This window comes from Sphingomonas sp. (assembly GCF_039594485.1).
Lineage (GTDB): Bacteria > Pseudomonadota > Alphaproteobacteria > Sphingomonadales > Sphingomonadaceae > Sphingomonas.
Map to the genome: position 1 here is coordinate 11,720 of NZ_JBCNNI010000007.1, position 13,826 is coordinate 25,545.

The 13,826-nt window shown below is 68.0% G+C and carries 11 protein-coding genes; 10 read left to right on the forward strand and 1 reads right to left on the reverse strand.

Features of this window, described 5'->3' with window-relative positions; genetic code table 11:
• Positions 1 to 73: 73 nt before the first annotated feature.
• On the forward strand, positions 74 to 943 hold the full coding sequence (locus tag ABDV78_RS04425; RefSeq protein ID WP_343526016.1) for a peptidylprolyl isomerase: 870 nt from the start codon (positions 74 to 76) through the stop codon (positions 941 to 943).
• Between the two features lie 96 nt (positions 944 to 1,039).
• On the opposite strand, the gene acs is transcribed toward ABDV78_RS04425, so the two are convergent.
• Entirely contained in the window at positions 1,040 to 2,992 is a 1,953-nt protein-coding gene (gene acs, locus ABDV78_RS04430; protein ID WP_343526018.1) for an acetate--CoA ligase, read from the reverse strand.
• A 381-nt stretch (positions 2,993 to 3,373) separates the two neighbouring features.
• Here acs and ABDV78_RS04435 point away from each other — a divergent pair, with 381 nt between their 5' ends.
• The 9 genes from ABDV78_RS04435 (at position 3,374) to ABDV78_RS04475 (ending at position 13,825) form a co-directional block, all read left to right on the forward strand.
• The gene (locus tag ABDV78_RS04435; RefSeq protein ID WP_343526019.1) at positions 3,374 to 5,830 is read left to right on the forward strand and encodes a PAS domain-containing protein; all 2,457 of its coding nucleotides are present in this window, start codon (positions 3,374 to 3,376) and stop codon (positions 5,828 to 5,830) included.
• Positions 5,831 to 5,895: 65 nt separating this feature from the next.
• Entirely contained in the window at positions 5,896 to 6,384 is a 489-nt protein-coding gene (locus ABDV78_RS04440; RefSeq protein ID WP_343526020.1) for a GNAT family N-acetyltransferase, read from the forward strand.
• 129 nt (positions 6,385 to 6,513) lie between these two features.
• The gene (locus ABDV78_RS04445; protein ID WP_343526021.1) at positions 6,514 to 8,160 is read left to right on the forward strand and encodes an MFS transporter; all 1,647 of its coding nucleotides are present in this window, start codon (positions 6,514 to 6,516) and stop codon (positions 8,158 to 8,160) included.
• 3 nt (positions 8,161 to 8,163) lie between these two features.
• On the forward strand, positions 8,164 to 9,342 hold the full coding sequence (locus ABDV78_RS04450; protein ID WP_343526023.1) for an HlyD family secretion protein: 1,179 nt from the start codon (positions 8,164 to 8,166) through the stop codon (positions 9,340 to 9,342).
• Positions 9,339 to 10,730 (forward strand): efflux transporter outer membrane subunit, encoded by a 1,392-nt coding sequence (locus ABDV78_RS04455; protein WP_343526025.1) that lies wholly within the window; start codon positions 9,339 to 9,341, stop codon positions 10,728 to 10,730. The genes ABDV78_RS04450 and ABDV78_RS04455 overlap by 4 nt, the downstream gene beginning before the upstream one ends.
• 118 nt (positions 10,731 to 10,848) lie before the next feature.
• Positions 10,849 to 11,274 carry an organic hydroperoxide resistance protein gene (locus tag ABDV78_RS04460; RefSeq protein ID WP_343526027.1) on the forward strand — a complete coding sequence of 142 codons (426 nt, stop codon included), beginning with the start codon at positions 10,849 to 10,851 and terminating at the stop codon, positions 11,272 to 11,274.
• A gap of 72 nt (positions 11,275 to 11,346) precedes the next feature.
• A complete protein-coding gene (gloA, locus tag ABDV78_RS04465) occupies positions 11,347 to 11,859 on the forward strand; it encodes a lactoylglutathione lyase (protein ID WP_343526028.1) in 513 nt (170 codons plus the stop codon).
• Between the two features lie 161 nt (positions 11,860 to 12,020).
• A complete protein-coding gene (locus ABDV78_RS04470) occupies positions 12,021 to 13,460 on the forward strand; it encodes a methyl-accepting chemotaxis protein (protein ID WP_343526029.1) in 1,440 nt (479 codons plus the stop codon).
• Positions 13,461 to 13,555: 95 nt separating this feature from the next.
• Entirely contained in the window at positions 13,556 to 13,825 is a 270-nt protein-coding gene (locus tag ABDV78_RS04475) for an STAS domain-containing protein (protein ID WP_343526031.1), read from the forward strand.
• The last annotated feature ends 1 nt before the right edge of the window (position 13,826 follow it).

Sequence of the window (13,826 nt, forward strand, 5' to 3'; positions counted from 1 at the left end):
GCGCCCCTAATGAGGTTCCGCGCGCGGCGCAAGCGATTGCGTGGAGGGGGATGCTCGTGCAGTCTGCGACGTCATGACAATCGCGCTTCTTCTCGCCGCCCTGCTGGCCCAGGCGTCGCCCTCCCCCACGCCCCCCGCCGTCCAGGCCAGCGATCCCTTACCCGGGGACTGGGTCGCGGTGCCCGATGACGAGGTGCTGATCTATACCCTGTCGAACGGCAGGACGGTGACGATCCGGCTCGCCGCCATGCAGGCGCCGGTGCATGTCGCCAATATCCGGGCCCTGGCGCGCGCGCATTGGTGGGATGCGGGAACCAGCGTCTACCGGGTGCAGGAGAATTACGTCGCGCAATGGGGCGACGCGACCGAGAAGAAGCCGCTGCCGCCGGGCATCGTCGCCAATCCCCCGGCCGAATATGTCCGCGCGGGCAGCAGTGCGGTCGCACGGCTGAGCAAGTCCGATCCCTATTCCGATTGGGCCGGATACAGCCGCGACGGCTGGCCGCTGGCGGGCGATGCCCGGTCGGAGTGGATCCCCCATTGCTATGGCATGGTCGGCGTCGCGCGCGACCTGGCACCCAGCACGGGAACGGGGGCCGAACTCTATACGTTGATCGGCCACTCCCCGCGCGCGCTGGATCGCAACGTCGCCATCGTCGGCCGTGTGATCGATGGGATGGACGCGCTGTCCGCCCTGCCGAGGGGGACGGGTGAACTGGGTTTCTACCAGGACGAAGCACAGCGCCTGCCGATCATTTCGGCGCGGCTGGCCAGCGAGCTGCCCGCCGCCGGGCGGCCGCATTACCAGTATCGCGAAACGGCCAGCCCGCGCTTTGCCGCCTGGATCAAGGGGCGGGAGAATCGGCAGAACGACTTCTTCACCGTGCCCGCCGGGGGCGTGGATATCTGTGCGGCCTTGCCGCCGGTTCGCAAGGCGCCCTGATCAAACCGACTGGGGCGCAGCCTTCGACGTCGCTCGGGCTGAGCGCGTTCGAAGGCCAAGCGGAAAGGGGCCACCATTCAGGCAGCCCCTACCCCATCACGCCGCCTTCCTGCCCGGTTCGATGCGGTTGGCGACCAGGTGATCGACCACCGCCGGATCAGCCAGGGTCGAGGTGTCGCCCAGCGCATCGACATGATTCTCGGCGATCTTGCGCAGGATGCGGCGCATGATCTTGCCCGAGCGCGTCTTGGGAAGGCCGGGTGCGAATTGCAGCGCGTCCGGGGTCGCGATCGGCCCGATCTCGCGGCGGACCCACTGGACCAGCTCGGCCCGCAATGCCTCATCCTCCTCGACGCCCGAATTCAGCGTGACGAAGGCATAGATGCCCTGCCCCTTTACGTCGTGCGGCATGCCCACCACCGCGGCCTCGGCCACCTTGACATGGGCGACCAGCGCGGACTCGACCTCCGCCGTGCCCATGCGATGGCCCGAGACGTTGATGACGTCATCGACCCGGCCGGTGATCCAGTAATAGCCATCCTCATCCCGGCGGCATCCGTCGCCGGTGAAATACTTCCCCGGATAGGTGGTGAAATAGGTCTGGAAGAAGCGGTCGTGATCGCCCCAGACAGTGCGCATCTGCCCCGGCCAGCTATCGGCGATGACCAGATTGCCCTCGACCGCGCCGTCCAGCACCTTCCCCTCGGCATCGACGATCTCCGGCAGGACGCCGGGCAGCGGCTTGGTCGCCGAGCCGGGCTTGAGCGCGACCGCGCCGGGGATCGGGGCGATCATATGCCCGCCGGTTTCGGTCTGCCACCAGGTGTCGACGATCGGGCAGCGCCCGTCGCCCACCACATGATAATACCATTCCCAGGCTTCGGGATTGATCGGCTCGCCGACCGAGCCCAGCACGCGCAAGCTGGAGCGATCGGTCTTCTTCACCCATTCGTCGCCCTCACGCATCAACGAGCGGAGCGCGGTCGGTGCGGCGTAGAAGATCGCGACCCGGTATTTGTCGACAATCTGCCAGAAGCGGCTGAAATCGGGATAGTTGGGCACGCCCTCATACATCAGGGTCGTCGCGCCGTTGGCGAGTGCGCCATAGACGACATAGCTGTGCCCGGTGACCCAGCCGACATCGGCGGCGCACCAGAACACCTCGCCCTCGCGGTAATCGAAGACATGCTGATGGGTATAGGATGCCCAGAGCAGATAGCCGCCGCTGGTGTGGAGCACGCCCTTGGGCTTGCCGGTCGAACCGCTGGTGTAGAGGATGAACAGCGGGTCCTCCGCTCCCATCGGCTCAGGCGGGCAGTCGGCGGAGGCGGCAGCGACCAGATCGCCATACCACTGGTCGCGGCCCTCCTTCATCGTCACCGACGCGCCGCTGTGGCGGACGACGACGACATGGTCGACCGCGACACCGTCATGCTCCAGCGCGGCGTCGACATTGGCCTTGAGCGGCACCGCCTTGCCCCCGCGACAGCCGCCGTCCGCGGTGATCACGATCCGCGAATCGCAATCGACGATGCGGTTGGCCAGGCTTTCCGGCGAAAAGCCGCCGAACACGATAGAATGGATCGCGCCGATCCGCGCACAGGCAAGCATGGCGAACGCCGCCTCGGGGATCATCGGCAGATAGATGGTGACGCGGTCGCCCCTGGCGACGCCCAGTCCCTTCAGGACATTGGCGAGGCGGCAAACCTCGGCATGGAGTTCGCGATAGGTGATGCGACGTTCGGTGCCCGGCGTATCGCCTTCCCACAGAATGGCGATCTGGTCGGCGCGAGTCGCCAGATGCCGGTCGATGCAATTGGCCGCGACGTTAAGCTGCCCGTCGGCGAACCAGTGGATGCGGAAATCCGCCTCGGCAAAGCTGGTGTCCTTGACCGTGGTGAAGGGCGTGATCCAGTCCAGCCGCTGCGCCTCTTCGCCCCAATAGCCATCGGGATCGGTCCGTGCCGCTTCATAGGCGCGGGCATAGGCGGCGCCATCCATGGACGCGCTATCGGCCCAGTCCGGCACAGGGTGAATATGTGCGTTCATGCCTCTCTCTCCAGTTTTGAACCGACATTAGCAGTCGAACATGGCAAATGGCCATCGGCTCCGTGACAAAGTGTGGCGCCCGCCGCGATGCGGCGCGGCGATCGGGTCGCCGCCCCATGGCGCAACACCCCATCCCCCCAAACGTAACCGCCGAACCGACCCATAAACCCAGGCCATGGCCAAGACCTGCCGCCGCCGCTGGACCAATTGTATCCACACAAGGCAAGTTTTCGCCAATTCCTCTGTCCTTAACGTTCAAGCAACGCTACAGCCGCTATTGCGCCAGTCAGCCAGGGAGGTGGAGGGAGCATGACTGCGACAAGCCGTAACCCTGTGGAGATTCCCGCCGGGTTTGCGACTGTTCTGGCACGAAACGGTAAAATGGGGCAGCTGATCGCGGCATTCGATTGGGCGAGCACCCCGCTCGGCCCGATCGGCGGGTGGCCGCAAAGCCGGATGACCGCGATCGCCATCGCCCTGTCCTCCTCCATTCCCATCGCGACGATCTGGGGGCCGGAGGGCATCCTGATCTACAATGCCGGTTACGCCGAATTTTCGGGCGACCGGCATCCCGCCATATTGGGCCGTCCGCTGGTCGAGGCCTGGCCGGAGGCGGCGGCGTTCAATGCCGAGGTGATCGCGGCGGGGCTGGGCGGACGGACACTGGCCTATCGCGACCAGGCGATGATGCTCAGCCATGATGGCAGACCACGCCAGCATTGGCTGGACCTGGATTATACCCCGATCGCCGACGAGGATGGGCACCCCGCCGGGATCCTGGCGACGGTGATCGACACCAGCGCGCGGATGCGCGACCGACAGGAGCGCGAAACCGCCCTGTCCGCCGCGCGGGAAAGCGAACGACGCTTTCGCAACGTCGCGGATCATGCGCCGATCATCATGTGGCTGACCAATGCGGAGGGGCGCTGCGTCTATGTCAACCGCGCCTGGACGCAGCAGACCGGCCTGGCGTTCGAACAGGGGCTGGACTTCCAGTGGCTGAGGGCGATCCATCCCGATGACCGCATGATGGTGGAGGAGGCCTTCCGCGACGCGGCCGGCACCCAGGCGGCATTTCACCTCGAATTCCGTCTTCGCCATGTCCGGGACGGCCATCGCTGGGCGATGATGACCGCGATCCCGCGGATCGACGATGACGGCACCTATCTGGGCATGGTCGGATCGGTGTTCGACACCGACGAGCGCCGCCGGGCGGAGGCGACGCTGCGCGACGTCAATGCCGTGCTGGAACGCCGCGTGGTCGAGGCGCTGGCCGAACGCAAGCTGTTCGCCGACATCATCGATTCGACCGGCACGATGGTCCAGGTGCTGGGCTTCGACCACCGCTATCTGGCGATCAATCGCGCCGCCGCGGAGGATTTCGAGCGCATCTTCGGCAGCCGCCCGCAGATCGGCCAGAACAAGGGCGACGCGATGGCGGCGCGGCCCGAGATCCTGACGATCATGCGCGATTACTGGACACGCGCGCTGGCGGGCGAGGATTTCTCGGTGATCCAGGCGCTGGACGACCTCGGCGGCCAGCGGCGGCACTATGAGCTGCGCTTCAGCCCGCTGGTCGCGGCGGACGGCACGCCGGTCGGCGCCTATCAGTTCGCGACCGACGTGTCGGACCATCTGGCCGCGCAGGAGAGGTTGGCCGACATGGAGGCGCAGCTCCGCCAGAGCCAAAAGATGGAGGCGGTTGGCCAGTTGACCGGCGGCATCGCGCACGATTTCAACAATCTGCTCCAGGTCGTGGTCGGCAACCTGGAAATGCTCGACCGGTTCCTGCCCGCCGAGGGACAACCCCGCGCCAGACGCGCGGCGACCAATGCGATGACGGGCGCCAAGCGCGCCGCGACACTGACCCAGCGGCTGCTCGCCTTTTCGCGGCGACAGCCCCTTGCACCGCAATCGGTGGACGCGATGCGGCTGGTCGACGGGCTGTCCGACCTGCTTACCCGCACGCTGGGCGAACAGGTGTCGCTGACGGTACGCGCCGCGCCCGGCCTCTGGCCTGCGGAAGCCGATCCCAACCAGCTCGAAAGCGCGATCCTGAACCTGGCGGTCAATGCGCGTGACGCGATGCCGCATGGTGGCACCCTGTCGATCACGCTGCGCAACGCCACGCTGGACGGACAGGCGGCGATGGCGGCGGGGCCGGTCCCCTATGTCACCGATCCGGGCGATTATGTCGCGATCGATGTCAGCGACACCGGCACCGGCATGGACCGCGCGACGCTGGGCCGCGTGTTCGAGCCGTTCTTCACCACCAAGGAGGTCGGCAAGGGCACCGGCCTGGGCCTGTCGATGGTCTATGGCTTCGCCAAACAGTCGGGCGGACAGGTTCAGATCGAATCCATGCCCGGCCATGGCACCTGCGTGTCGCTGTTCCTGCCGCGCTTCCGGGGCGAGGTGGTGGACGGTGCCGACCATTCCCCCCTGCCGGTGCGGGCCGACCGGGGATCGGAGACGATCCTGGTGGTCGAGGACGACGCCGATGTCCGCGCCTATTCGACCGAGGCGCTGCGGGAACTGGGCTATGACGTGCTGGAGGCCGAGGACGGCGCCTCCGCGCTCGCGCTGCTCGACGCGCCGGAGGCGTCGCGGATCGCGCTGCTCTTCTCCGACGTGGTGCTGCCGGGCGGGATGACCGGCGCCGACCTCGCCTCGGCCGCGCGGTCGCTCCACCCCGACCTGAAGGTGCTGTTCACCACCGGCTATGCGCGCGACGTGATCGTCCATGGCGGGCGGCTGGATGCCGGCGTCGCCCTGATCACCAAGCCGTTCGACTTCACCGACCTCGCGGCGCGCATCCGGGCGATGCTGGACGGTTGACGCCCCGGCGGCCGATCCGGGCGCGAAACCGTTGCACCGCCCGCATGTCGACGTCAGAATGGGCTATGACCCTATCCATCCGTCCCTTCGAAGCGCGGGATAAGCCGGGCGTCATCCAGCTCATCGTGCCGATCCAGCAGACGGAATTCGGGATTGCGATCACGGCGGAGGATCAGCCCGACCTGTCCGACATCGCCTCCTTCTATCAGACCGGCGCAGGCGGATTCTGGGTCGCCGAACGATCCGGCACGGTCGTCGGGACGATTGGGTTGAAGGCGCTGGGCGACAGGCGCGCCGCGTTGCGCAAGATGTTCGTCGCCGCGCCTGTGAGAGGCCGCGACCACGGCGTTGCCGACCGGCTGATGGAAACGCTTGTCCGGCACGCGCGCGGGATGGGGATCGCCGACATCTATCTCGGCACGACCGAGGCGTTTCTTGCCGCGCATCGATTCTACGAAAAGAACGGCTTTACGGAAATCGCGCGATCCGCGCTGCCGGACGACTTTCCCGTGATGGATGTGGACCGGAAATTCTACACATTACGCCTGTCCTGACGCCCACCCTACGCGCCCATCCCAGGTGCCGTGCGACACCCCCTCTGAAATCGCTTTGACCTGTGCTTTCCTTACGCATCCGACTCGCCCGTTGTGCGTTAGGCGTGAGGGGAGCGAAAGGAGGGGGGGATGGCATCGCGGTTTCGGCAATTCTGGAGCGAGGAGGAATGGTCCTTCGCTCCCCATGAGCGGCCGACCATTCCCGGCTCCCCCGGCAATTTCACGCATCCGGCGCGCAGGCGCGTCGCCTATGGTGTGATCGCGGTGCTGATCGGTCTGACCGGCGGGCTGGGCAATGCGCTGGTCCAGGTCAACACGGTGCAGTTGCAGGGCGCGCTGGGCCTCGACCCGACCGAGATCGCCTGGCTGCCCATCGCCTATGTGATGACCAACGCGTCGATCAACCTGCTGCTGATCAAGTTCCGCCAGCAATTCGGCCTGCGCCCCTTCGCCCTGCTGTTCTCGGGGCTCTACACCCTGCTCGCCTTCGCGCATCTGTTCGTGCGCGATTTCTCCACCGCCATCGCGGTCCGCGCGGCGAGCGGCATGGCGGCGGCGGCGCTGTCGTCGCTCGGCCTTTACTACATGATGCAGGCGCTTCCCGCGAAATGGCGGTTGAAGGCGATCGTGCTGGGCATCGGCGTGCCGCAATGCGCGACCCCGCTGGCGCGGCTGTTCTCGCCCGAATTGCTGGCCATGTCGCATTGGCGGACACTCTACATGTTCGAATTCGGGCTCGCGGCGATCAGCCTCGCCTCGATCATCGCGCTGCGGTTGCCGCCGACGCAGCGGGTCAAGGCGTTCGAGCCGCTCGATTTCCTGACCTTCGCGCTCTATGCGCCGGCAATCGGGCTGTTCTGCGCGGTGCTGGGCCAGGGGCGGCTGGTCTGGTGGACCCAGGCCGCGTGGATCGGCTGGGCGCTGGCCATCGCCATTCCCCTCCTCGCCGCCGCTTTGTGGATCGAGCATCACCGCGCCAATCCGCTGCTCAACACGCGCTGGCTGGGGTCGATCGACATCGTCCGCTTCGCCATCGTCACGCTGATGGCGCGCATCGTGCTTTCGGAGCAGAATTTCGGCGCGGTCGGCCTGCTGACCATGCTGGGCCAGAATAACGACCAGTTCGGGACGCTGTTCACCATCGCCTTCATCGCCTCGGTCGCGGGCGTGGTGATGAGTGCGGTGACGCTGGACGTGAACCGCCTGACCCATCCGGTGATGTTCGCGATCGGGCTGGTCGCCATCGCAGCCGATGCCGACAGCTTCTCGACCAACCTGACCCGCGCGCCGCAATTCTACGCGACCCAGGCGGTGATCGCCTTTTCGACCACCTTCTTCCTCGGCCCGTCGCTGCTGTTCGGGATGACCCGCGCGTTGCAACAGGGGGCGGGGCATGTGGTCAGCTTCATCGCGCTGTTCGGTATGCTCAATTCGGTGGGGAGCCTCGGCGGGACGGCCTTGCTGGGCACCTATCAGACGATCCGCGAAAAGGCGCACAGCGCCGCCATCGTCCAGAATATCGACCCCACCGACCCGCAGGTGACCCAGCGTATCCAGGCGGGTGGCGCGCGTGTCGGCGGGGTGATCGCCGATCCCGCGCTCGACCGGGCGGAGGGGGCCGCGCTCCTGTCTCAGGCCGCCACGCGCGAGGCCAATATCCGCGCCTATAACGACGTCTTCCGGCTGGTGGCCGCGCTCGCCGCCGCCGTCACGCTGTTCCTCGCGCTGCTGACCTGGCGGCGCGCCCGGCGCCTGCGCGCCGCTGCCAAGGCATAAGCCATGACCGATCCCCGTTCGCCCGTATCCCCCACCCCGATGACCGAACAAGCCGCCGCCGAGGCGGGCGTCCCGCCACCTGCACCGCCCCCCGCCCCGGTACCGCCATCCGCGCCCGTATCAGGATGGCGGCCACCCTCGGGCGGATGGCGCTCCAGGACGCTGATCGTGCTGCTGGTGATCGGCGGGGTCGCAGCGGTGCTCGCCGCATGGCGGCTACCCCCCTTCGCCAGCGATGTGCAGTCGACCGACAATGCCTATGTGCGCGGACGGACCACGGTGATCGCGCCGCAGGTCAGCGGATACGTCACCGCCGTTCTGGTCCGCGATTTCGAGACGGTGCGCGCCGGCCAGCCGCTGGTCCGCATCGACGACCGCATCTATCGCCAGCGCGTCGATCAGGCGACCGCGCAGGTCGATGCGCAGGCGGCGACGCTGGCCAACAGCCGCCAGACCCAGGCCGCCCGCACCGCCAGCCTGGCCGCACAGGACGCCGCCGTCGCCAATGCCGAGGCGCAATTGATGCGCGCGCGGGCGGACATGGCGCGGGTCGACGATCTCGTCACCGATGGATCGGTGTCCTTGCGCGAACGCGACCAGACGCTCGCGGCGCTGCGCCAGGCCCAGGCGAGCCTGCGTCAGGCCCAGGCCGCGCGTGAGATCGCCCGGCAGGACATCCGCACGGTCGAGGTCGGCCGTGGCGGACAGCGGGCAGGCGTGTCGGGGGCGGAGGCCGCGCGGCGGCTGGCCGAGATCGACCTGGCCAACACCATCGTCCGCGCGCCGGAGCGCGGGCGCCTGTCCGAAGTCGGCGTCCGGCTGGGCCAATATGTCACGGCGGGCTCGCAACTGATGTTCCTGGTCCCGCCCGAAACCTGGGTCATCGCCAATTTCAAGGAAGCGCAGACCGCGCGCATGGCCGTGGGGCAGCCCGCCAGCTTCACCGTCGACGGGCTCGCCAATGCGCGACTGACCGGCCGGGTCGAGCGCATCTCGCCCGCCGCCGGGTCCGAATTCGCTGTGCTCAAGTCCGACAACGCCACCGGCAATTTTACCAAGGTGCCGCAGCGCATCGCGGTGCGCATCCGCGTCGATCCGGGCCAGCCGCTGGCGGCGCGGCTGCGTCCGGGCATGTCGGTGCAGGCGCGGGTCGACACCTCCGGCGGGCCGCAGGTGCGATGAAGGGGCACATTGCCCTGCCCCTGGCCGGCGCGCTGCTGCTGGCGGGTTGCATCGGCCCGCGCCCCACGGCCCCGGCGGGCAGCATGGTCGTGCCGCCGCCCGCCTGGCGCACGACGCTCGGCCCCGGCAGCCCGATCGCCGCCGACTGGTGGCAGGCGTTCGGCGATCCGCAACTGACCACGCTGGTCGCCCGCGCGCTGGCCGACAGCCCCGATCTGGGCAGCGCGGCGGCACGGGTCGAGGAGGCGCGGGCACAGGAACGGCTCGCCCGCGCGCAACTGTCGCCCAGCATCACCGCCGGTCTGCCCGTGTCCGAGGGGCGCAGCGTCACCGCCTTCGGCACCGGGCTGGACCAGTTCGGCGCGCAGCCGCTGGTGCAGGCGAGTTATGATTTCGACCTGTTCGGCCGGTTGCGCAGCGCCCGTGCCGCCGCGCGTGCGCAACTGCTCGCGACGGAGGCGGCGCGGGACACGGTCCGCCTCGCGCTCGCCGCCGGGGTCGCCAGCGGTTATGTGTCGCTGCGCGCGCTCGACCACCGGCTGCACATCGCCGAGGAGACGCTGGCCGCGCGGACCGAGGCGCTGCGCATCGCGCGGCGGCGCGCGGAGACGGGCTATACCTCCAACCTCGAATTGCGGCAGGCCGAGGGCGAATATCGCTCGAACCAGCAACTCGTCGCCGCCGCGAAACTGGCGGTCACGCGGCAGGAGAATGCGCTGAGCGTGCTGGTCGGCGGCGCGCCGGGACCGATCCAGCGTGGCCTGCCGATCGACCGGCTGAATCGCCCCGCGATTCCCGACGGCCTGCCCGCCGACCTGTTGCGCCGTCGCCCCGACCTGTTCCAGGCCGAGCAGGCGCTGGTCGCCGCCGACCGCTCGCTCGACAGCGCGCGGGCGGCGATGCTGCCCAGCCTGGGGCTGACCGGATCGGCGGGAGTCGTCCTGTCCAACGCGCTCGCCAATCCGATCACCATCTTCTCGATCGGGGGCAGCGTGCTCGCGCCGATCTTCGACGCCGGACGGCTGCGGGCACAGGCCGATGCCAGTACGGCGCGGCGCGACCAGGCGGCCTTCGCCTATCGCCGGACCGCGCTGACCGCCTTTCGCGAGGTGGACGACAGCCTCGCCTCGGTCCGCCGCTCCGACGAGCAGGCGACCGCGCTGGCCGGGCAGCGCGCGGCGCAGGCGGACGCCCTGCGGATCGCCTCCAACCGTTACCGCGCGGGCTATTCCTCCTATCTGGAGCAACTGGATGCGCAGCGCGGTCTGCTGAGCGCCGAACTGGCGCTGGCCGAGGCGCAGGCGAACCGGATGACGGCCTATATCACCCTTTACCAGGCGATGGGCGGCGGCTGGTCGGACGCGGCCATCCGGGCCACCGCACGATGAGCAAGGATCGCCGCAATCGCTTGCAGCGCGCGGAACGCATGATCGGCCATGACGTTTCGAGGCACGCTCGTGCCGCACATGCTGTTACAGCGGCCCAATTCACCAAGGGAGATCCGACATGGGTGTGAATGTGATCTACAAGACCAAGGCCACGGCCACCGGCGGTCGCGACGGCGCGGCGCGCTCGGAGGACGGCTCGGTCGACGTCAAGCTGGTGGTCCCGAAGGAAATGGGCGGTCCAGGCGGTGAAGGCGCCAACCCGGAAAAGCTGTTCGCGGCGGGCTATTCGGCCTGTTTCCTGGGGGCGATGAAGGCCGTCTCCGGCAAGGAGGGGGTGAAGGTACCGCCGGACGCCACCGTCACTGCCGAGGTCGGGTTCGGCCCGCGTGAGGAAGGCGGATATGGTATCACCGTCGATCTGGTCGCCAGCCTGCCGGGCGTCGACCGCGCGGACGGCGAGCGCCTGATGCACGCCGCGCATCAGGTCTGCCCCTATTCCAATGCCACCCGCAATAATGTGAATGTCGGCCTGACGCTCGCCTGAGTCTCGCTATTCCCGATCAAGGCCCTTCGCCCCACCGGGCGGGGGGCCTTGCCGTTTCCAAGGACCCTATCCATGACCCGCCCCACCGGCACCGAATCCTTCGCGCTCAACCAGACGATGCTGCGCATCCGCGACCCCAAGCCCTCGCTCGCCTTCTATCAGGACGTGCTGGGCATGACCCTGCTCCACAAGCTGGATTTCGAGGAGATGCGCTTCTCGCTCTACTTCCTCGCCTATCTGGCCGAAGGCGAGACGATTCCCCAGGATCCCGCCGAGCGGGCCCGCTTCATCTTCAACCGCGAGACCACGCTGGAGCTGACCCATAATTGGGGCACGGAAACCGACCCGGACTTCCGGGGCTATCATGACGGCAACAGCGATCCGCGCGGGTTCGGCCATATCGGGATCAGTGTCGCGAACGTCGCCGAGGCCTGCGCGCGCTTCGAGTCGCTGGGCGTCCCCTTCAAGAAGCGGCCCCAGGACGGCAAGATGAAGGACATCGCCTTCATCACCGACCCCGATGGCTATTGGATCGAGATCCTGTCCGCATCGGGCATGACCCAAAGCATGGAGAACAAGGGATAAACCCGCCTCCCTCCGCAAACCGACCGATGTGAAACGGGATATTTACGCTTCCTGCCCATTATGGGCACACATGCTGGAGGATCAGGCCCATCGCCCTGTCCTCCCGCCACCCGGAAGCGAGTTCTCCCGCTCGCGCACAGGTTGATGGAGGGTTTGCCGTAATGTTGTCCTGGTTTGCCAAGACGGCTCCCATACGTTTGAAGTTCGATGTACTGACCGTCATCTATGGCGGCATCGCCATGGTCGGGCTGGCGGCGACGATCATCGCCAGCGGCGGCCTGGTCGCCACCCCGCCCGTCATCGCGGCGGGCGTGGCGGTCCTCGCCTCGCTGATCCTCTCGCGCGTCAGCCGCAAGCTGATCTGCGACCCCTATGTCGGCAGCGTGGTCGCGATGGAGGAACTGGCCGCGGGCCATATCCATGGCGAAACGCTCTATACCGATTATCGCGACTGTATCGGCCGCATGGCGAAGGCGTTTCAGGTGTTCCGCCGGAACGCCGTCGCGGTGCGGCAGGCCGCGGAGGTACAGCAGATCGTCGTCAGCGCGCTGGGCAAGGGCCTGGGTGAACTGGCCGACGGCAATCTGACCGAAACCATCCAGACCCCCTTCCCCGCCGACTACGAGAAGCTGCGCACCGACTTCAACCGGGCGATGGAATCGCTCGCGCGGGTCATGGGCACGGTGACGGTCGCCACGCACGGCATCAACGCCGGGGCAAACGACATCCGCCAGGCCTCGGACGACCTGTCGCAGCGCACCGAGCAGCAGGCCGCCAGCCTGGAGGAAACCGCCGCCGCGATGGACGAGATCACCTCGACCGTCCGCCAGACCGCCGAGGGCGCGAACCGCGCCAACCGCGCGGTGGCCGATGCCCGGATCGAGGCCGAACAGTCGGGCGCGGTGGTGCGCCGCGCTGTCGATGCCATGGCCGGAATCGAACGCGCCTCCAGCGAAATCTCGGAGATCATCAGCGTCATCGACGGCATCGCCTTCCAGACCAACCTGCTCGCCCTGAATGCGGGTGTCGAGGCGGCGCGGGCGGGGGACGCGGGCAAGGGCTTCGCGGTCGTCGCCTCGGAAGTCCGCGCACTGGCCCAGCGTTCGGCCGACGCCGCCAAGGACGTCAAGTCGCGCATCCTCGCCAGCTCCGACCAGGTCGAATCGGGCGTCAGCCTGGTCAGCGAGACCGGCCGCGCGCTGGAGCGGATCATCGCCCAGATCGCCGAGATCAGCACGCTGGTCGAAAACATCGCCAGCTCGGCCGAAAAACAGTCGATCGGCCTTCAGGAGGTCAACACGGCCGTCTCGGCGATGGACGGCGTGACGCAGCAGAACGCCGCGATGGTCGAGGAAGCCACCGCCGCCGCCCGCTCGCTGGCGGTCGAGGCCGATGGCCTGGCGCACGAGATCGCCCGCTTTCGCATCGCCGACATGCCGTCGGGCAACAGCTTCGCGGCCAGTTCCGCGCAACCCGTCCACCAGATGCAGCAGCGCGTCGCCGCGGCGGGCCGGCGTATCGCCCAGTCGGCACGTGCCGCGCCCCAGTCCTTCGGCAACGCCGCGCTGGCGGTGAACGAGGACGACTGGACCGAATTCTGATCGCCCACCCCGTCCCCCCTACGGCCGCTCGGGCCGCTCGGGGGGTGGGCCTTTTACCGCTTACCCGTCCTCCATCGCCTGTCTGGAGTCATGCCGTGACCGCCCTGTCACTCGCCCCCGTACTGGATACCTCTGCCGCCACCGCGCTGCGTCAGACGCTGCTCGATCTCATCGCGACGGGCGATAGCGTCGTGCTGGACGGGGGACAGGTGGCGCAGGTGGGGCAGGCCTGTCTTCAGGTGCTGGCCAGCGCACAGGCCATGGCGACCTCGATTCGGACCGATTTCGAATTGCAGAACCCATCCGAAGCGCTGACTTCGATGATCGCGCTCGCGGGGCTGGACAGCCTCGTCGCCGCCGCCTGAA